The organism is Pseudomonas sp. Eqa60, from assembly GCF_018326405.1.
Taxonomy (GTDB): domain Bacteria; phylum Pseudomonadota; class Gammaproteobacteria; order Pseudomonadales; family Pseudomonadaceae; genus Aquipseudomonas; species Aquipseudomonas protegens.
Genome location: NZ_AP024342.1, coordinates 3,259,278 through 3,278,429, shown reverse-complemented (window position 1 = coordinate 3,278,429; position 19,152 = coordinate 3,259,278). Strand labels below are relative to the sequence as shown.

The window sequence follows — 19,152 nt, the reverse complement described above, 5'->3', positions numbered from 1 at the left end:
CACAGGAGAAGCAACAACAGACGCAAGGCAGGACAGCACTCAACGTGGCTCGCCCCAGGCGAGCGAACCCGAAAAAGGAGCAAGTCAGATGACTCGCATACGCAAGTGGCTACCCAAGGCCGCCCTGGTGGCGACCGCGGTGATGGCGTTCTCGGCAACTGCCGGGGCGGCAGAGAAACCCAATATCCTGGTGATCTTCGGCGACGATATCGGCCAGACCAATATCAGCGCCTATTCCATGGGCGTGGTCGGCTACAAGACACCGAACATCGACCGCATCGCCAAGGAAGGCATGCTGTTCACCGACTACTACGCGGAGAACAGCTGCACCGCCGGGCGCTCTTCCTTTATTACCGGGCAGACGCCGCTGCGCACCGGGCTGTCCAAGGTGGGCATCCCCGGGCCCCGGTGGGCCTGCAAAAACGCGACATCACCATCGCCCAGGCGCTGAAGTCCCAGGGCTACGCCACCGGCCAGTTCGGCAAGAACCACCTGGGCGACCGGGATGAGTACCTGCCCACCGCCCACGGTTTCGACGAGTTCTTCGGCAACCTCTACCACCTCAACGCCGAAGAGGAGCCCGAGCGCCCCTACTGGCCCAAGGACGACCCGGACTTCGTCAAGGCCAACTCGCCACGCGGGGTGATCCACAGTTTTGCCGACGGCAAGATCGAGGACACCGGCGCCCTGACCAAGAAACGCATGGAGACCATCGACGACGAAACCACCGCCGCCGCCCAGGCCTTCATCGAGAAGCAGGCCAAGGCCGACAAGCCGTTCTTCGTCTGGATGAACACCACGCGCATGCACGTGTTCACCCATGTGCGCGAGTCCATGGCGGGCCAGAGCGGCATGCCCGGCAACGAATACGCCGACGGCATGGTCGAGCACGACAACGATGTGGGCAAACTGCTCAAGACCCTCGACGACCTGAAGATTGCCGACAACACCATCGTCGTCTACACCACCGACAACGGGCCCAACCAGTTCTCCTGGCCGGATGCAGCGACCACGCCATTTCGCAACGAGAAGAACTCCAACTGGGAAGGCGCCTACCGGGTGCCGGCGATGGTTCGCTGGCCGGGCAAGGTCAAGGCCGGGGAAGTCTCCAACGAGATGTTCTCGGGGCTCGACTGGTTCCCCACCCTGCTGGCGGCGGCCGGCGACAGCGGGGTCAAGGACAAGCTGCTCAAGGGCTGGGCCCCCACCACTGGTGGCGCCAGCTTCAAGGTGCACCTGGACGGCTTCAACCAGTTGCCCTACCTGACCGGCCAGCAGCCCAAGGGGAACGCCACGAGTTCTACTACTTCAACGATGACGGGGTGCTGGTGTCGATGCGCTTCGACAACTGGAAAGTGGTGTTCTGCGAACAGCGCCAGCCCGGCGGGTTCAGGGTCTGGAGCGAGCCGTTCGTATGCCTGCGGGTGCCGAAGATCCTCAACTTGCGGATGGACCCCTACGAGCGGGCGGACGTGGTGTCCGACCAGTTCTATGACTGGAACACCAAGAACGTCTACCTGGCCGGGGTGGCGGTGACCAAGTCGGCGAAGTTCCTCGAGACCTTCATCGAATACCCACCGAGCCAGAAACCGGCGAGCTTCAGCATCGACCAGATCCGCGCCGCGGTGGATGCCAAGATCGCCGAGAAAATGAAGGCTCAACCGGCCCAATGACCCGACGCCGCCTGGCCCACCGGGCGGCCTCTCCCCCCCACACAGCAGGCGTCGGCTTGCCGACGAAGAGGCCCGCAAGCCCTGCGTCATCCTCGCCAACGCCTTCGCTGGCAAGCCAGCTCCTACGGGCGGGTACGCATATTCCCTGTAGGAGTCGGCTTGCCGACGAAGACGTCCGCCAGTCTTGTACTACGCTTGAGTCCGCATTCGCCGGGACTCCGGCACCTGCCCATCCGTAGGGCATTTCGATTTCTGCATAAGGCCATGGAACATGAGTTCTCCCCTCTCGCGGCCACACCTTGCCAGCCACAGCCTCGATACCCGCGCGCAGTGGTTTCCGGCACTGCTGTTATTTGTCTCCGGCGCTGCGGCGCTGATCTTCCAGGTGCTGTGGATCAAGCAACTGTCCCTGGTGGTGGGGGTCGAGGTCTATGCCATCACCACTGGTATCAGCGCCTTCTTCGCCGGGCTGGCCCTGGGCGGCTGGCTGTTCGGCCGCCTGGCCGACCGGGTGGCCAATCCCTGGCGCCTGTACGCGCTGCTGGAATTGCTGGTGGCGCTGACGGCCGTGGGCGCGACCCTGGCCCTGGCCGGCGCCGCCGCACCCTTCGCTGAACTGGCCCTGCACCTGGGCCTGCTGGCCTGGGGCCTGCCACTGCTGCTGGTGGGCGCACCGGCGGTGCTGATGGGCGGCACCCTGCCGGTGCTGGTGCGAGCCCTGGCGACCGACCCGGGGCAACTGGGCCGCGCCGGTGGCAGGCTGTACGCAGCCAACACCGCCGGGGCAATTGCCGGCACCCTGCTCAGCGCCTTTGTGCTGATTGCCACCCTCGGCGTGCGCGGCAGCGCCCTGGCCGCCGCGCTGCTGAACCTGCTGGCGGCCCTCGGTGCCCTGGCCCTGCAACAACAGCAGGCCCTGCCCGCCAGCGCGCCGGTAAAGCTGGCCCGCAACCCGCGGCCGGCACGCCTGGCCCTGCTGCTGTACAGCCTCGCCGGCGGCGTGGCCCTGGGCTACGAGGTGGTCTGGTCGCAGTCCATCGTGCCGTTCATGAGCACCCGCACCTACGCCTTTGCGGTAGTCCTGGCCACCTACCTGGGCGGGCTGTTCCTGGGCAGTAGCCTGATGGCCCCGCGGGCCGACCGGGTGCGGGACCCCTGGGGCCTGTTCGGCCTGCTGATTGCCGGTGCCGGGCTGCTGGCCCTGCTGGAAATGGCGCTGCTGGGGCGCTGGCTGATCCTCGCCCAGACCCAGGTCGAAGCCCTCATCCTCAGCCTGGGGGGCAGCCCGCTGCTGGGCATGAGCGGGCGCTTTGCCGTGGCCGCGCTGTGCATCGTGTTCGTGCCCACCCTGCTGCTGGGGGCGGCCTTCCCCCTGGCCCTGCGCCTGTGCTGTGACGGCCGCGCAGTGGGCCGCGACGTTGGCGCCGTGCTGGCCTGCAACACCCTGGGCGGGATCATTGGCGTGGCCCTGTGCGGCTTCGTGCTGATCCCCTGGCTGGGGCTGGTGCGCACCCTGGGGCTGCTGGCGCTGATCGCAGCGCTGGTGGGCCTGCTTGCCGTGCGCCAGGGCCCCGGGGTGAACAAGGGCCGGCGCCAGGGGGTGGTTGCCCTGGGGCTGCTGTCCCTGGCCGTGGCCCTGCTGACCCCGCCCCAGCGCCTGGCGCAACTCCTGCCCGGGGCCCGCCACGCCGAACTGAGTTTCTACCAGGAAGGCCGCGGCGCCACGGTGGCGGTGGTGACCCAGGGCCAGCCCGAGCGGCGCTTCCATCGCCTGTATATCCAGGGCGTGTCGAACACCGGCGATGCCATGCCGTCACTGCGCTACATGCGCATCCAGGCCCTGCTGCCGCTGCTGATCCACAACGGCGAGCCGCGCTCGGCGCTGGTGATCGGCTTCGGCACCGGGATCACCGCCGGGGCCCTGCTGCGCTACCCGGGGCTGGAACAGCGGGTGGTGGCGGAATTGCTACCGGCGGTACTGGACGCCGCGCCGCTGTTCCAGGGCAACTTCAATGCCGCCAGCGACCCGGGCATTCAGATCCGCCTGCAGGACGGGCGCCAGGAACTGCTGCGCAGCCCGCAGAACTATGACCTGATCACCCTGGAACCGCCGCCGCCCTCCGCTGCCGGGGTGGTCAACCTGTACTCCCGGGACTTCTACCAACTGGCCGCGCGGCGCCTCAACACCCAGGGCCTGGTGGCCCAGTGGCTGCCCCTGCCGACCCAGAACACCGAAGACTCCCGCGCCCTGGTGCAGAGCTTCCTCGAGGTCTTCCCCTACGCCACCCTGTGGACCAGCGAGTTCCACGAGATGCTGCTGGTGGGTTCCCCGGACCCCATCGAGCTGGATGCGGCCAGGATCGAGCGGCGCTTTGCCCAGGACAACGTGCGCAGCGCCCTGGGGGAAGTCGGAGTCAATTCCGCCCAGGCGCTGCTGGCCACCTGGGTCAGCGACCGCGACGGCCTGCAGCGCTTTGCCGGCGATGCCCCGGCGGTCACCGATGACCGGCCGCGCATCGAGTACGCACCCTGGGTGCGGCCACGGGAGATCAACCGGGTTCTGCCGGAGCTGCTGAACCTGCGCCATCCACCGGTGCTGGTGAATGTCAGCCCCGAGTTTCGCCAGCGGATGAACCAGGAAAGCCGCAACCTGATGCAGTTCTACCGCGCAAGCCTGCACGCCTATGATGGCGACCGCGAAGCCTGGGCCCGGGAGATCCGCGAACTGCTCCAGGTGGATGGCGGCAACCCCTACTACCGCTGGTTCGTCGGCCAGTGAGCTGAAGCGCCCATCCCGGGCCGTTGCATGCGGCCTGGGACTTTTTTTCAGGAAACCGGTAGGGTGCGCAGTTTCAGCGCGCCACTGCCCGGGCGCGGCGGTCTTTCATGGAGTCGTACCGCCCAATGAGTTGCTGGACCCTGCTCGGCCTGCCGGCCACCGCCGATACCCGCACCATCAAACGCCACTACGCCAGGCTGCTCAAGCAGACCCGCCCGGATGAAGACCCGGTGGCGTTCCAGCGCCTGCGCGAAGCCTATGAATCGGCGCTGGAGCAAGCCCGGTGGCTGGGCATGCAGGAGCAGGATCTACATTCGGACGAAGATCCGGTGCCGCTGGCCGGGCAGGCGCCGCAGGGCCCAAAGCCGCTGTCGCCGGCGCAGCGAGTCGCCCCCTTGCTGGAGGGCATCCGCATCGAGCAACTGGACCTGCGCTATCAGCAGGCGATCCAGAGCGACTGCCTGCTGGAGTTCGAGCTGGGCCTGTTGCGCCACTGCGTGGAACGCCCGGACCAATCGCAACAGCTGCTGGCCTGGGCCTTTGCCACGTTCCACTGGCTCAGCGCCTGGCAGCGCCTGGAACTGCCGGAATACCTGATCGATGCATTGCTGGAACAGTGCCAGGAAAAGCTCTTGCAGCCCCTGCAGGAAGCCCTGGCCCAGCGCGACGACCAGGCTCTGCTCCAGGCCTACGCGCAACGCCAGCAGCAGCCCTGGCTGAACAGCCTGGACCAGGGCCAGTGGTTCAACCTGCAACTGGTGGAGCTGCTGCTCAACAGCCCCTACTGGTCCAGCCAGGGGTTCGCCGCGGTGTGTGCCGGCCAGGGCTGGCACAACGGTGCGGACAACGCCTGTCCGGCGCTGGAATGGGAGCGCCTCAAAGCCCGTGACGAAGCACCGGTATTCATTGCCCGCCAGCAGGCCCTGGCCACCCAGGCGCCGGCCAGCCCGCAACAGCGCGCCGCCTACCTGCTGCTGGCGCCCATCAGTTTCACCCGCCGGCGCAACTTCGCCCGGCGCCTGCGCCCCGATGACTGGGCCTGCTGCCGCCAACTGAGCTCGCGGCTGCACGCCAATCACCCCGAGGTATCGGCCGGCATGCCCGGCGGCACGCCGTTCTTCTGGCGCGACTGGGAGTTCGCCTTCAACGCCTGGCCCATGTACCTGGGCATTGTCCTCGCCTGTCTGGCGGGGGCCGTGGCCCGCTATGCGCCGCAAGCCGGCAGCCTGGGGGAAATCATCGGCGTGACGCTGTTCTGGAGCACCTGTTTTGCCGGCGCCGGGGCCCTGCTGGGGTGGCTCTGGCAGCCTCTGGCTCACCGCCTCTGGGTACGCGACCAGGCACTCGGCGCACGCCTGCCGCACTGGCTCGACCCGGACCGTGAGGTGCTGGTCCTGCGCGACCTGCTGCCGGCCCTGCTGATCAGCGGTGCCCTGGGATATTTCTGCGGCCCGGTCAGCGCCGCCACTTACCTGGCCGTGCTGCTGGGGGTGGCGAGCCTGCGGCGCCGCGAACTCAAGGCCCAGGCTTCCTGGGAAAAACCCGCTCCCTGGCGCCGGCGGCTGTTGATCGGCCTGGGCTGCATGGTGCTGGTGGCAGGCCTGGGCAGCCTCCAGCTGTTCACCAGCCAGCGCACGCTCAACCCCAACCAGGGCCTGCAGCAATGGAGCGAACGCCTGTGCGCGCGCATGCCCGCCAATGCCGAGGGCTGCGCGGCCCCGGCCACCGCCCGCCAGTGGTACGGCCAGGAGGGGCAGCCATGAACCCCAATTGGTTGCTGCCCATCAGCCTGGTTCTGGGGTTGACGCTGGTCGGCCTGGCCGGGGCCAGCAAGCCCCTGGGGCGCCTCGACCTGTGGCTGGACCACCAGGACAGCCCGAGCACCGCCCAGGCCAATGCCCTGGCGCCGATCGTCAATTGCATGAACCAGGTGGATGTGCCCTGGCGCCTGGCCCACCAGGCCTTCATGACCGAGGGTGCGCCCCGGGCCAAGGCGCCCGAAGCCTACGACCTGTATGCCTACAGCCACCAGGACATCGACGCACTGTACCGCCTCAACTGCCCCGGCAGGATCACCGACAAGTTGCAGGTCCTGGCGCCGGACAGCCCTTTGCTCCCCGCCACCGTGCGCTATCTGCAAGTGCTCGGGCCCTTCGCGGCCCTGACCAAGGATTCCTTCATGCGCAAAATGGGCATCGGGCGGCCCCTGACCGAGGCGCAACTGGATGAGTTTGCCCGCCAACTGGCGCAACAGAGCGAGGCTTACCTGGAAGCTTCCAATGCCGTGCGCCGGCTGCTCCCGGCCCTGGATATCGAACCGCGCAGCCAGCAACTGCTGCGCCTGGAGCAACGCCTGGGGCGCAATGCCCATTGGGCATTGCTCGATTACATGATCCAGGCCCGCAGCACCGTGGAATTTGTCGAGGCAGGCGTACGCCAGCAAAGCCTGACCCCGGACCAACTGGCGCAGGTCACCCGGCAGTTGCGCCAGACCTGGGACGCTCGGCAGCAGTACCTGAAAACAGGCCAGCCGGACAAGAACACCGAGCAGGTGCTGTACCTCTGGCAACTGATCGCCCAGCCCGGCGAACAGTACCTCAAGGCGCTGGACACCCTGCACCGCGACTGGCAGCAACATGCCGAGCCGCAACGCCTGAGCGACGACTACCACGCAGTGACCCAGGGTTACGACCAGATGCTCTACCACTACAACAAACTGGCGCGCAGCCAGTACTGAAACCGAACGATGGCCGCGGCACCTTTCAAGATGCCGCGGCCATCAACGGTCCGTCACTTTTTCTTCAGTTGCAGGTAGGACTGGTGCATGTCATAGGCCCAGCCGTCGATGACGTTCTTCACGTCGCTGGCCTGCATCACCTGGGTGTCGTTTTCCAGGGGCTTGCCGGTGCCTTTGCGGACCACTTCGGCAATCACCGCGTGGGTGCTGCCATCCAGGAACGCCGCCTCGGTGGCCAGGGTGGTTTCCTGGTCGCGGATGCCACTGGCGGTGCTCACCGCCGCCGCCACCAGGGCCACGGGAATGATTTCATAGGGCTTCAGGCCCTCGGTCTTGCTGGTGACTGCGGTAATCGCCGCGCGCACCACGATCACTCCCGGGCCCGGGCCGGTGGCCAGTGGCAGGGATTTGCTCACCTCGCGCTGCAGTGCCTGGTCGTAGTAACGGGTGATGGCGGTCAGGGTGCTCTGGGGGATCTTCGCCGTCGGCTGCGGCTGCGGGTAGAACTGGGTCGGTTCGATGTACACGCTGCTGTAGTTGCTCAGCTTGAGCTTGGGATCGATCCAGCGCATCACCTCCACGCCGGAGGGTGACTTGGCTTCCTTGAGCTGGCTGTAGTCGCTGAGAAACCCGGAGTACTCGTCAGGCTGGGGCACTTTGCTGGAACAGCCCACCATCCCGAGGGTGGCAAGGCACAGCGTGCTGAGGGTCAGAGCAAGCTTCATGTGTAACTCCTGTAGGTGCAGCAGCCAGGGACTGGCTAGGGGAAATTAAGGTATAGCCAAAAGCCGGCGCTTTGCCCCGCCGGCGCGGGTTGTTTGTCACGGCTTGCGGGCTGATTCACAGCCCGGATTTGACAGACCGGCAGCTGCCGTCAAAGCTCCATCGAGCCTGAGAGTGCCGATCAAGGCACCGCATTCTGGATACGGACGTCGCAATGCCCAAGCCGAAGAAGAATAACCCACGCCCGACACCCCCTGCTTCAACTGCACCTTCGCCCCACCGCTACCTGTTCCCCTTCGGCGCCCTGCTGTTGCTGCTGGTGCTCGGCGGGCTCGCCTGGTTCCTGCTGGCCGAACCGCCCCGGCTGGCGGCGCCGCAGGTGGCTGCGGCCCCGCCCCCCGCCCAGCCCAAGGCCGTGCCGGCGCTACCAGCCGCCCAGTACGTCGATGAGCAGGCCTGCCAGGGCTGCCACCAGGCCCAGGCCAGGGACTGGCAAGGCTCGCACCATCAACTGGCAATGCAAGAGGCCAACCCGCAGACGGTGCTGGGCAATTTCAATGAACAGCGTTTCAAGGCCGAAGGCGAAAGCACCCGGTTGTTTCGCCGCGGGGCCGAGTTCTGGGTCAACACCCCCGGCGCCGACGGCAGGCCCGCGGACTTCAAGGTGGCCTACACCTTCGGCATTGAGCCCTTGCAGCAATACCTGATCGAGGTCGGCCAGGGGCGCCTGCAAGCCCTGGGCGTGGCCTGGGATACCCGCAAGCAGCAGTGGTTCCACCTGTATCCGGGCCAGGGCGTTAACTTCAAGAACCCGCTGCACTGGAGCAAGCCCAGCCAGAACGCCAACTTCATGTGTGTGGAATGCCACACCACCGGCTACCAGCGCAATTTCAGCGCCAGCCAGGAACGTTTCGACAGCCACTGGAACAGCCTCGGCGTTGGCTGCCAGGCCTGTCACGGCCCGGCCTCCAACCACCTGCAGGCCACGGCCAGCAAGGCCACCCTGGCCAACGCCGGCTTCGCCGTGGACCTCAAGGCCGCAAGCGCCACCCAGGAGATTGAGACCTGCGCCCGCTGCCACGCGCGGCGCGCGCCCCTGGGCGACGGCTACCACGTCGGCCAGCGCCTGATGGATGACTACCTGCCCAGCGCCCTGACCCGGGAGCTGTACGCCCTGGACGGCAAGATCAAGGACGAGGTGTTCGAATACGGCTCCTTCGCCCAGAGCAAGATGTTCGACAAGGGGGTGCGCTGCAGCAATTGCCACAACCCCCACAGCACCCAGCTCAGGGCCCCGGGCAACGCCGTATGCCTGCAATGCCACAACCCCGCCGGCACGAGCGCGGCAGCCGGCATCGACGGACGCGGGTTGCAGGCCAAGGATTACGATTCCCCCGACCATCACCGGCACACCCCCGGCCAGCCCGGTGCGCAATGCGTGGACTGCCACATGCCGGGCAAGGTCTACATGGGCAATGACTATCGCCATGACCACAGCTTCAGCCTGCCCAACCCGCTGCGGGCGCAGAAGCTTGGCACGGCCGATGCCTGCCTGAGCTGCCACCAGGGGCAACAGGCCGGCGAACGCATCAGCCGGCAGTTCCAGTTATGGACCGCCAACAGCCCACCCCAGCCACCGCGCTACGACGACAGCCTGTGGTTGATCCGCGGCGGCCACCCAGGGGCAGCCCAGGCGTTGCAGGAACAACTGCAGCGCAGCGATCTGCCACCGATCCGGCGTGCCACCCTGCTGGCCGAGCTGGCCAACTATCCCAATGCCCAGGCACTGCAACTGGCTACCCAGGCCCTCGGGCATGCGGACCCCCAGGTGCGCGAAAGCGCGGTGCGAGCCACCAGCGCCCTGGTGCCGCCAGCCGAACGTGGCCCGCTGCTGGTGCCCCTGCTGCAAGACCCGGTCAAGGCCGTGCGGATCACCGCGGCTCGCGATCTGCTGGGCGCCGCGCGCAGTGGCCTGGGCCCGGTTCAAGGGGCCTGGGACAAAGCCCTTGGCGAATATGAAGCGGTGCAGTTGAGCCTCGTGGAGCGGGCCGAAGCCAACCTCAACCTGGCCATGCTCTACCAGGCCAGCGGGCGCGGTGCCGAGGTCGAACCCTACCTGCGCGCAGCCTTGCGCCGCGACAGCGACTTCTTCCCGGCCCTGGTAACCCTGGGACAGTGGCTGGAAGCCAATGGCCGCAGCCAGGAGGCGCAGCAACTGCTGGCCCAGGCCCTGCAACAGCACCCGGAGTCGGCGCTGCTGCAACACACCCGGGGCCTGAGCCTGATTCGTGGGGGCGACACTGCCCGGGCCATGGCCGCCTTGAAAAAGGCCGCCGAGCTGGAACCGCAGAATGCTCAGTACGCCTATGTGCTGGCAGTGGCCCTGCACGACAGTGGCCAGCAGGACGCTGCCAACCGTCAGTTGCAAGCCCTGCTGCAGCGCCAGCCGACCCAGCGCAATGCGCGCCTGAGCCTGATCCAGTACTACTTGGAGAGCGGCCAGGAACCCAAGGCCCAGGCACTGATGCAGCAATGGAAGCAGCTCAACCCCGGGGACCCGGCGTTGCAATAGGTAGGGTGGCAAGGAAGGCTCGGTTACCCGAGCCCCCTAAAACCAATCAAACAAGATTAACTATCAATTTTAATCTATTGATTTTAAACGACTATTTATTCTAGAAATTACATTAACCAGCGCAACCGCGCGCCACCTTCAGCGCCGACGAAACAGCGGCCGCGGCTCGATCACCGAGCGGCCATACAGCACGCTCATCCCCGCCAACCCTTTGAGTGCGTCCAGCGCGCACTTGTCTTCACGCACGGCAAAGCTGTCGAAACCGCATTGGCGCATATGGCTCAACTGGTCGCGCAGCACATCGCCAATCGCTCGCAATTCGCCCATCCAGCCCAGGCGAGTGCGCAGCAGGTAGGCCTGGCTGTAACCCCGGCCATCACGAAAGCTGGGGAAGTCCACGGCAATCAGCGGGATCAGCTTGAGCCAGGGCTTGAGGCTTTCCACTTCGTCATCCGGGCCTATCCATACGCCGTCCCGGGCCGGGTGATGCTCGATGCGGCGCATCAGCCACAGGGCCAGGGGCAGAATCAGCGGCCCGTCCGGCAATGCGTCGTCGACCCCGCGCACCAGGCTCCAGGCATCGTCTTCCACCAGTTGGGCTTCGCCTTCGTGCAAACGCAGCAGGTTGTTCATGCCAGCGCCTCCACGGCCTTGGGATAGACCCGCTCCTTGAACGGCTCCAGGCCGATGCGCTGCAGGGTCTCGACGAAGGGTTCGTCGCTTTCCCGGTAGCGTACGAAGGTGGCGATGATGCGTTCGATCACTTCGGGGATTTCCTCGGCGCTGAAGGACGGGCCTATCACCTTGCCCAGGGCGCTGTCACGGCCCTTGGCCCCGCCCAGGGTGACCTGGAACCACTCACTGCCGTTCTTGTCGACGCCGAGGATGCCGATATTGCCGATGTGGTGATGGCCGCAGGCGTTCATGCAGCCGGAAATGTTCAGGCTGATGTCCCCCAGGTCGTGGAGGTAGTCCAGGTCGTCGAAGCGCTGCTGGATGGCCAGGGTAATCGGCAGCGACCGGGCGTTGGCCAGGGCGCAGAAGTCACCGCCCGGGCAGGCGATGATGTCGGTCAGCAAGCCCGCGTTGGCGGTGCCCAGACCGTGTTCGCTGGCACACTGCCAAAGCTCGAACAGCTGCGACTTGGGCACATCCGGCAGGACAATGTTCTGTTCATGGGCAATACGGATTTCGCCAAAGCCGAAGCGCTCGGACCAGTCGGCCACCGCGTCCATCTGCTGACCGGTGACGTCCCCCGGCGGCGAGCTTGGCCCCGGTTTGGTGGACAGCACCACGCAGGTATAACCCGGCACCTTGTGCGGGTGCACATTGCGCGCCACCCAGCGGGCGAAGGCCGGGGACTCGGCCAGGTGGCTGCCGTAATCCAGATCGGTGTCCGCCAGGCGCTCGTAGATCGGCGGCACAAAGGCGCTGGCCACCCGCTGGAATTCGTCCTCGGTGAGCTGCGCCGGGCCATCCTTGAGGTGCTGCCACTCCTCCTCCACTTCCTTGGCGAAGGCCTCGATGCCCAGGGCCTTGACCAGGATCTTGATCCGCGCCTTGTACTTGTTGTCACGCCGGCCGTAGCGGTTGTAGACCCGCAGCACCGCCTCGACGTAGGACAGCAGGTGCTGCCAGGGCAATCCGTCGCGAATCTGCAGGCCAAGGATCGGCGTGCGCCCCAGGCCCCCGCCGACGATCACGCGCAGGAGCATTTCGCCGCTGCGGGCGCGGTAAAGATAGAGGCCGATGTCATGCATCATGATCGCCGCGCGGTCCTGCTTGGCCGAGCAGATGGCGATCTTGAACTTGCGTGGCAGGAACAGGAATTCCGGGTTGATGGTGGACCACTGGCGCAGGATCTCCGCCAGGGGACGCGGGTCCAGGTACTCATCGGCGGCGACCCCGGCAAAGGCCTCGGTGGTGATGTTGCGCACACAGTTGCCGGAGGTCTGGATGGCATGCATCTCCACCTCGGCCAGGCGCTGCAGGATGTCCGGCACCTGGGCCAGCTCGATCCAGTTGAACTGCAGGTTCTGCCGGGTGGTGAAGTGGCCGTAGCCGCGGTCGAAGTCCCGGGCGATGCTGGCCAGGGTACGCATCTGCCGGGCGCTGAGGGTGCCGTAGGGAATCGCCACCCGCAGCATGTAGGCGTGCTTCTGCATATACAGGCCGTTCTGCAGGCGCAGGGGCAGGAACTCCTCCTCGCTCAGTTGGCCGCCCATGAAGCGCTCGACCTGGTCGCGAAACTGCGCCACCCGCTCAAGCACCAGGGCCCGGTCATAGTCGTCGTACTGATACATGTCCCTACCTCATCGAAGCTGATCGTGCTCTAAACGGCGCGTGTTGTGAGGGGGCGACTATGCGCGTACGGCGCAGAGCGTTACAGATTCAGGTAAAAACTAAAAAACCATATCAGCCAAGGCTGCACCACCGTAGGCATGAGGAAAATCTGATCCGTATTAATGTGGTTTTTCTGAGCCTGTTTTGTTTCCCCGCTGATTCCTACAGTGCACCCCGTGCCAGACCGGGTGGCCTGGCAAGACTTTGCAACCGTGGAAGCATTGACCATGAACTCAGCAACAATCGGACAGGCCTACAACTACAAGGTGGTTCGCCAATTCGTCGTCGCAACAGTGGTATGGGGCGTGATCGGCATGGCCATGGGGGTGTGGATTGCCTCGCAGCTGGTGTGGCCGGAGATGAACCTCGACCTGCCCTGGAGCACCTTCGGCCGGCTGCGGCCGCTGCACACCAGCCTTGTGATCTTCGGTTTCGCCGGCAGCGCGCAGTTCGCCGCCAGCTACTACGCGGTCCAGCGCACCTGCCAGGTGCGGCTGTACTCCGACACCCTGGCCGCCTTCACCTTCTGGGGCTGGCAGTCGGTGATCGTGATCATGCTGATCACCCTGCCCCTGGGCTACACCACCACCAAGGAATACGCCGAGATCGAATTCGCCGGCGCGGTGTGGATGGCGGTGGTCTGGGTCGCCTACGCGATTGTGTTCTTCACCACCGTGGTGCGGCGCAAGAGCCAGCACATCTACGTCGGCAACTGGTTCTTCGGCGCCTTCATCCTGGTGATCGCCATGCTCCACGTGGTCAACCACCTGTCGATCCCGGTGGACTGGTTCAAGTCCTACCCGGTGTATTCCGGGGCCACCGACGCGATGGTCCAGTGGTGGTATGGGCACAACGCCGTAGGCTTTTTCCTGACCACGGGCTTTCTCGGGATGATGTACTACTTCGTGCCCAAGCAAGTCGGGCGCCCGGTGTACTCCTATCGCCTGTCCATCGTGCACTTCTGGGCGCTGATCACCCTGTACATCTGGGCCGGCCCGCACCACCTGCACTACACCGCGCTGCCGGACTGGGCCCAGTCCCTGGGCATGGCCATGTCGCTGATCCTCCTGGCCCCGAGCTGGGGCGGCATGATCAACGGCATGATGACCCTCTCCGGGGCCTGGCATAAGCTGCGCACCGACCCGATCCTGCGCTTCCTGGTGCTGTCCCTGGCGTTCTACGGCATGTCCACCTTCGAGGGCCCGATGATGGCGATCAAGACCGTCAACGCCCTGTCCCACTACACCGACTGGACCATCGGCCACGTACACGCCGGTGCCCTGGGCTGGGTGGCGATGATCACCTTCGGGGCCATCTACCACATGGTGCCCAAGGTCTTCGGCCGCGAGCAGATGTACAGCGTGCCGCTGATCAACCTGCACTTCTGGCTCGCCACCATCGGCACCGTGCTGTACATCGCCTCGATGTGGGTCAATGGCATCACCCAGGGCCTGATGTGGCGCGCGGTGAACGAAGACGGCACCCTCACCTACTCCTTCGTCGAGGCCCTGGTGGCCAGCCATCCGGGGTTCGTGGTGCGTTTCGCCGGCGGCGTGTTCTTCCTCAGCGGCATGCTGCTGATGGCCTACAACACCTGGCGCACCGTGCGCGTTGCCGATGAGCGCCTGGCGCTGAGCGACGCCCGGATCGCCTGACCCACCTGCCCCACGCCGGCCCCCGTGGCCGGCGTGTTGCGTTTCAGGGAGCCTGAAAACCCATGGATATACTGCTCAACCTGCTGGGGGTGGCGTTTCTCTACCTCTGCATCGAGTACTGCCTGCGTCACCAGAGTGCCAAGAGCCTGGACGACGCCAGCCTGATCCCCTTCGCCGACGACCCCGACGTAGCCCGCCGGGTGGAGCTGGCCACGGGCAAGAAAATCAACGCCGTGGCGCCGGAGGAAGCCAAGCCGGGTTGGATAAACCTGGATATGTAGAGCGCTTTGGCTGGCAAGCCAGCTCCTACAGTGGGGGTATTGGCCGGGTCAGGCGCGCTCGCGGGGGATCAGGCTCTGCAACTGAGCGGCGAGGAAATTGCCGTCAAAGGCAAAGACGTCAGGGTCCTTCAAGCCGTTGGTCTTGCGCCATTGCCAGCCGCCCGAAGCCTCGCCGACCAGGGACACGCTGCCCAGCCGCGCCGCAGTCAGGCCGATCACCGCCAGGGAAATCTGCCCTTGGGGGCCCATCACATCCGGCACGAACTCCACCGGTTTGCCGGCGATATGGATGGTCAGCTTCTCGCTCTTGAAGGTCGAGACCTCCAGCGGCACCGCCGGGCTGAAGGCCACATAGGGCTCGCGTTGCAACGCCAGCAGGTCCGGCAGCAATACCGGCGCCAGCCAGTCTTCGATCTGCCCGAACAATTGATGAATGCGACGCGCCCAGACCACCGACTGGCTGTCGAACAGCTGCTTCTTGTGGGCTTCACTGGCCGCGTAGTGGCGCAGCATCTCGCCCAGTTGCTGGATATCGTCCATTGTGCTGTGTCCCTGGCTTCGACCTTTGAGAACAGCAGGTCGCCGGCCCTGAGCATGGCAGATGCCGGTGTCGGGCGTTGAGTTGTTTGCCCGCCGGCTCGCCGAGCCCTGTAGCTGCGCCCACCGATGATGATCCTGCGGGCCGCTGGCGACGATCACTGGCGAGGCGTTACCAGGGTATCCGCCGCTCGGCGCTGAAACTGCAGCCGGTACTGACGCGGCGTCAGGCCGATGGCTTGGCGCAAGGCGCTGCCCAGGTGGGACTGATGGGCAAAACCACAGTCCTGGGCAACCGCCGCCAGGGGCAGGTCCGTGTGCTCCAGCAGCCGCCGGGCCGCTTGCAGCCGCACCTCGGTGATCCAGGCATGGGGCGTGATGCCTACAGCACGACGAAAGTCGCGCAGCAGGCGCAGTTCGTTGTGGCCGTAGGTCAGGGCCAGTTGCGCCAGTGACAGGGGCCGGGCGTATTCATCGGCCATCTGTTGCAGCACCTGCCCCAGCTCCGGGGCCCGGGCTGGCGCTGCCCGCCCGGGCTGGGCCAGCCCCAGAAACGCCAGCGCGCATTGCTCAAGAGCCAGCTCATCGGCCTCGGGCGCCAGCAGCAGGCGCCTGGCTTCGCGCCCCAGGGCCAGGGCGCGGGCATGCCCCGGGCTCTGCATCCGGCGCTGGCCAGGAACCAGCGGCGTCGCGCCCTGCCAGCGCAGCAGCAGGTATTCGCCGCCCATGGCGGATTCGGAAAACACCTCAATGCCTGCGGGCGTCAGGGCCAGGGTGCCGGGCCAGGTATCGAAATCCTCGCGGCGGTCGGAGTCGATGGCATGCACCCCGCGCTGGCGTTCCAGGGTCACCCCCAAGGTCTGCCACTGGGCCGGATCGCGGGCGCTGTAGGCCGCGGCCGGCAGCAGTTGCAGCAGCAGGCGGCCGTCCAGCAGGCGATGTTCGAGCACCTGGGGCATGTGAAATTTCCTGATAGATCGCCACCCGTGGCGGCGTGAAACTGAGGCTTACCCAACCGCACCACAGAGGAGTTGCCCATGCGCACCATCGGCCTGATCGGCGGCATGAGCTGGGAGTCCAGCGCCGAATACTATCGCCTGATCAATCAGCAGGTTCGCGATCGACTGGGGCCGCTGCGTTCAGCGCGGCTGTTAATGTACAGCGTCGACTTCGGGCCTGTCGAACAGGCCCAGCATGCCGGGCGCTGGGACGACGCGGCGGCGATCCTGGTGGAGGCAGCCCGGCGCCTGGAAGCCGGCGGCGCCGAATGCGTGGTGCTCTGCACCAACACCATGCACAAGGTCGCCGGGCAAATAGAGGCCGCCATTGGAGTGCCCTTTGTGCATATTGCCGACCCCGTGGTGCAGGCCGCCCAGGCAGCCGGCACCCTGAGCGTGGGGCTGCTGGGCACAGCCTTCACCATGGAGCAGGCGTTCCTCAAAGGCCGCCTGGAAGACCAGGGCCTGAAGGTGCTGGTGCCCGATGCAGCGCAGCGCCAGGCGGTGCACCGCATCATCTATGAGGAGCTGTGCGTGGGCGTTGTCAGCGAGAGCTCGCGGCGGCTGTACCAACACGTGATCGACGGGCTCCAGGCCCGTGGTGCCGAGGCGATCATCCTCGGCTGCACGGAAATCGGCCTGCTGCTCAAGCCCGAGCACAGCGCCCTGCCCCTGTTGGACACCACCGAATTGCATGCCCGGGCGGCGGTGGATTTCGCTTTGCTGGAGTGAACGTCAAGGCCCGCAGGGCCTTGCAGGGCGATCGCCTGCCAAACCTCGGGCGGCCACAGGATCCCTGCCTCTGCTGCGGAGCCGGTCTCAGCCTGCGGCAGCGGCTACACGAACCCGGTCTCAACGACGCAAGCGCGCCATGCTCAGCACATCGACATAACCGCCGTCGCGTACGGCGTAGTCGCGCAACTGGCCTTCGGTTTCGAAGCCGAACTTGCGGTACAGGCCGATGGCGGCCTGGTTGTCGGCATACACCGTCAACTCCACCCGGCGCAGGTTCATCCAGTTGTCGGCCACCTCCAGCACGGCCGCCAGCAGGCGGCTGCCGATGCCCTGGCGTTGCCAGGCCGGGGATACGCCCATGCCGATATCGGCGCAATGGGCCCGGCGCACCCGCGCCACCTGCAGCAGGCTGCAACTGCCGATCACCGCACCCTGGTGCAGGGCAACCAGGGGCACCAGCCCCTCGTTTTCCTGCCCCAGCCCGACGCGCTTGCGCCACAACTCGCGGGACTGGTAAGGCAGTTGCAGGGTCTGGGCCGCCACACTGGGTTCGCTGTACAGCGCCGTCAGGCCGTCGATATGAGCTTCGTTGCACCGCTCGATGACGATGGTGGGATGGGCGTTGGGCATGGCGAGGTCATCCTTGAAGTCGAAGTGGCCATCGAGTGTACGGGCATGCGCCTCTGGATGACGAGGGCAATGGTGCTCGTTCGCCGCCAAGGAACCGTCGCGCAGGCACACCCGTAGGAGCTGGCTTGCCAGCGAAGGCGTATCTGAAACCGGCGCAGGGTTTGCGGGCCCCTTCGCCGGCAAGCCGGCTCCTACATGAAATAGCGGTGGGTGCCCCTGGTAGGAGCTGGCTTGCCAGCGAAGGCGTTTCCGGAACCGGCGCAGGGCTTGCGGGCCCTTTCGCCGGCAAGCCGGCTCCTACATGGAATAGCGGTGGGTGCCCCTGGTAGGAGCTGGCTTGCCAGCGAAGGCGTTTCCGGAACCGGCGCAGGATTTGCGGGCCCTTCGCCGGCAAGCCGGCTCCTACATGTAATAGCGGTGGGTGCCCGCTCGTGGGCGCGGGGGTGAATCTCTGCAAGAGCGGGCGGGTCCGTTCAGACGAACCAGTCCTGGCGTTCGCTGAAGGTGTTGAGGATCAGTTCCACCAGTTGCTGTACCTGCTCTTCATGCTCCACCTGGGCATTGACCGCCAGCCAGGCGCGGCGTTGCATGCTTTCCTCGAACAGGCCCGGCAAGGCGGTGAGGCCGCGGTCGAAGCGGCTCATGTACTGCGGCAGCAGGCCAATGCAGGCGCTGCAGCGGATCATCTCCAGCATCAGTTCATAGGAATGCACCTGCACCACCCCGGCCAGGCGCTGTTCCACCAGGTTGTTCCAGGGCCGGAACGGCTCGATATGACGGTCGTGCTGCCACTGCACCAGCATGTAGTCCGCCAGGTCGTCCAGGCTGTCGGGGCGGGCCGCGACCCGGGAGTAGCGCTTGGCGATGTGCGGCAGGTAGTCGATGCGCGCCAGGGGCATGGGTTCGCGGGTGGCGAAGCTGGGGCCCGGCAGGGGTGAATCCTCGGCCGCCAGCCACAGCACCAGGTCGGCGCTCAGGGCCTGCAGGGACAGGTCGCTGTCGATGGAGATGATTTCCAGCCGGGCGCTGGCGTTGCGCCGCAGCAAGGCGATCAGGTCACGGCCAAGGATGTCGTGGAGGATGGTTTCCGCCACGGCCACGCGGATCAGGGGTTGCTCGATCACCGGCAGCCGCCGCTGGTGGGCCAGGGCAATCAGCTGGGCCTGCAGTTGCAGGCCTTCGCGGCTCAGGCTCAAGGCATTGCCCTGGTAGCAGAACAGCGAACGACGCAGGTGCTCCTCCAACTGCGCCAGTTGCTTGCGCAGCAGCGTGGCCTTGATATTCAGGCTGCGGGCCGCCTGCATGAAGCAGCCGCAACGGGCGCTGACCAGAAAATACTGGGCCACCGCAGGTTCGATGCCGGCGGCCAGGGCCAGCCAGGCTTCCCGGGGTTCCTGGGGCGCGGTGTATGGCGCAAAGCCCTGGAGTGGAGCGGGTTCGAGAAATGACATTGATGACTCCCTGTCTTGTTGAGTGTTGCTTCCTTGGC

General features: G+C 66.1%; 14 protein-coding genes and 1 pseudogene. 8 read left to right on the top strand and 7 right to left on the bottom strand.

The annotated features are described in order from the left end of the window. Nucleotides 1–88: 88 nt before the first annotated feature. The 4 genes and pseudogenes from KI242_RS15065 (at nt 89) to KI242_RS15050 (ending at nt 7,189) form a co-directional block, all read left to right on the top strand. Nucleotides 89–1,673 (top strand): annotated as a pseudogene (locus KI242_RS15065) (arylsulfatase). 271 nt (nt 1,674–1,944) lie between these two features. Next, nucleotides 1,945–4,452 (top strand): fused MFS/spermidine synthase, encoded by a 2,508-nt coding sequence (locus tag KI242_RS15060; protein ID WP_212806331.1) that lies wholly within the window; start codon nt 1,945–1,947, stop codon nt 4,450–4,452. Between the two features lie 125 nt (nt 4,453–4,577). Next, the gene (locus tag KI242_RS15055; protein WP_212806330.1) at nt 4,578–6,215 is read left to right on the top strand and encodes a J domain-containing protein; all 1,638 of its coding nucleotides are present in this window, start codon (nt 4,578–4,580) and stop codon (nt 6,213–6,215) included. Then, on the top strand, nt 6,212–7,189 hold the full coding sequence (locus KI242_RS15050) for a DUF3829 domain-containing protein (protein ID WP_210456715.1): 978 nt from the start codon (nt 6,212–6,214) through the stop codon (nt 7,187–7,189). The genes KI242_RS15055 and KI242_RS15050 overlap by 4 nt, the downstream gene beginning before the upstream one ends. Before the next feature lie 53 nt (nt 7,190–7,242). Here KI242_RS15050 and KI242_RS15045 read toward each other — a convergent pair whose 3' ends face one another. Continuing rightward, nucleotides 7,243–7,914 (bottom strand): DUF3313 domain-containing protein, encoded by a 672-nt coding sequence (locus tag KI242_RS15045; protein WP_011061129.1) that lies wholly within the window; start codon nt 7,912–7,914, stop codon nt 7,243–7,245. A gap of 212 nt (nt 7,915–8,126) precedes the next feature. Here KI242_RS15045 and KI242_RS15040 point away from each other — a divergent pair, with 212 nt between their 5' ends. Next, nucleotides 8,127–10,484, top strand: a complete 2,358-nt coding sequence (locus KI242_RS15040) for a tetratricopeptide repeat protein (protein ID WP_212806329.1) — start codon at nt 8,127–8,129, stop codon at nt 10,482–10,484. Nucleotides 10,485–10,622: 138 nt separating this feature from the next. Here the strand turns inward: KI242_RS15040 and KI242_RS15035 are convergent, their stop codons facing one another. Next, on the bottom strand, nt 10,623–11,117 hold the full coding sequence (locus KI242_RS15035) for a DUF934 domain-containing protein (RefSeq protein WP_212806328.1): 495 nt from the start codon (nt 11,115–11,117) through the stop codon (nt 10,623–10,625). Then, the gene (locus tag KI242_RS15030) at nt 11,114–12,787 is read right to left on the bottom strand and encodes a nitrite/sulfite reductase (protein WP_212806327.1); all 1,674 of its coding nucleotides are present in this window, start codon (nt 12,785–12,787) and stop codon (nt 11,114–11,116) included. Before KI242_RS15030 ends, KI242_RS15035 begins: the two co-directional genes overlap by 4 nt. Nucleotides 12,788–13,054: 267 nt before the next feature. Here KI242_RS15030 and ccoN point away from each other — a divergent pair, with 267 nt between their 5' ends. Both ccoN and KI242_RS15020 read left to right on the top strand, forming a co-directional pair. Then, complete coding sequence (gene ccoN / locus KI242_RS15025; RefSeq protein WP_011061125.1) at nt 13,055–14,482, top strand: cytochrome-c oxidase, cbb3-type subunit I; 1,428 nt, start codon at nt 13,055–13,057, stop codon at nt 14,480–14,482. Between the two features lie 62 nt (nt 14,483–14,544). Then, the gene (locus tag KI242_RS15020) at nt 14,545–14,763 is read left to right on the top strand and encodes a hypothetical protein (RefSeq protein WP_011061124.1); all 219 of its coding nucleotides are present in this window, start codon (nt 14,545–14,547) and stop codon (nt 14,761–14,763) included. A gap of 48 nt (nt 14,764–14,811) precedes the next feature. On the opposite strand, the gene KI242_RS15015 is transcribed toward KI242_RS15020, so the two are convergent. Next, on the bottom strand, nt 14,812–15,303 hold the full coding sequence (locus KI242_RS15015; RefSeq protein ID WP_015635490.1) for a hypothetical protein: 492 nt from the start codon (nt 15,301–15,303) through the stop codon (nt 14,812–14,814). Between the two features lie 155 nt (nt 15,304–15,458). Further along, complete coding sequence (locus tag KI242_RS15010; RefSeq protein ID WP_053151399.1) at nt 15,459–16,259, bottom strand: helix-turn-helix transcriptional regulator; 801 nt, start codon at nt 16,257–16,259, stop codon at nt 15,459–15,461. A 78-nt stretch (nt 16,260–16,337) separates the two neighbouring features. Between KI242_RS15010 and KI242_RS15005 the strand changes: the two genes are divergently transcribed. Further along, nucleotides 16,338–17,030 (top strand): aspartate/glutamate racemase family protein, encoded by a 693-nt coding sequence (locus KI242_RS15005; RefSeq protein ID WP_011061121.1) that lies wholly within the window; start codon nt 16,338–16,340, stop codon nt 17,028–17,030. A gap of 120 nt (nt 17,031–17,150) precedes the next feature. Here KI242_RS15005 and KI242_RS15000 read toward each other — a convergent pair whose 3' ends face one another. Continuing rightward, nucleotides 17,151–17,663 carry a GNAT family N-acetyltransferase gene (locus KI242_RS15000; protein ID WP_123473318.1) on the bottom strand — a complete coding sequence of 171 codons (513 nt, stop codon included), beginning with the start codon at nt 17,661–17,663 and terminating at the stop codon, nt 17,151–17,153. Between the two features lie 473 nt (nt 17,664–18,136). Then, entirely contained in the window at nt 18,137–19,114 is a 978-nt protein-coding gene (locus KI242_RS14995) for a LysR family transcriptional regulator (protein ID WP_041118052.1), read from the bottom strand. Nucleotides 19,115–19,152: the final 38 nt, after the last annotated feature.

Coding starts and splice junctions, on each gene's coding strand:
- KI242_RS15000 (WP_123473318.1), bottom strand. CDS start 17,663: ATGCCCAACGCCCATCCCACCATCGTCATCGAGCGGTGCAACGAAGCT.
- KI242_RS15030 (WP_212806327.1), bottom strand. CDS start 12,787: ATGTATCAGTACGACGACTATGACCGGGCCCTGGTGCTTGAGCGGGTG.
- KI242_RS15020 (WP_011061124.1), top strand. CDS start 14,545: ATGGATATACTGCTCAACCTGCTGGGGGTGGCGTTTCTCTACCTCTGC.
- KI242_RS15055 (WP_212806330.1), top strand. CDS start 4,578: ATGAGTTGCTGGACCCTGCTCGGCCTGCCGGCCACCGCCGATACCCGC.
- KI242_RS14995 (WP_041118052.1), bottom strand. CDS start 19,114: ATGTCATTTCTCGAACCCGCTCCACTCCAGGGCTTTGCGCCATACACC.
- KI242_RS15050 (WP_210456715.1), top strand. CDS start 6,212: ATGAACCCCAATTGGTTGCTGCCCATCAGCCTGGTTCTGGGGTTGACG.
- KI242_RS15035 (WP_212806328.1), bottom strand. CDS start 11,117: ATGAACAACCTGCTGCGTTTGCACGAAGGCGAAGCCCAACTGGTGGAA.
- ccoN (WP_011061125.1), top strand. CDS start 13,055: ATGAACTCAGCAACAATCGGACAGGCCTACAACTACAAGGTGGTTCGC.
- KI242_RS15045 (WP_011061129.1), bottom strand. CDS start 7,914: ATGAAGCTTGCTCTGACCCTCAGCACGCTGTGCCTTGCCACCCTCGGG.
- KI242_RS15060 (WP_212806331.1), top strand. CDS start 1,945: ATGAGTTCTCCCCTCTCGCGGCCACACCTTGCCAGCCACAGCCTCGAT.
- KI242_RS15040 (WP_212806329.1), top strand. CDS start 8,127: ATGCCCAAGCCGAAGAAGAATAACCCACGCCCGACACCCCCTGCTTCA.
- KI242_RS15015 (WP_015635490.1), bottom strand. CDS start 15,303: ATGGACGATATCCAGCAACTGGGCGAGATGCTGCGCCACTACGCGGCC.
- KI242_RS15005 (WP_011061121.1), top strand. CDS start 16,338: ATGCGCACCATCGGCCTGATCGGCGGCATGAGCTGGGAGTCCAGCGCC.
- KI242_RS15010 (WP_053151399.1), bottom strand. CDS start 16,259: ATGCCCCAGGTGCTCGAACATCGCCTGCTGGACGGCCGCCTGCTGCTG.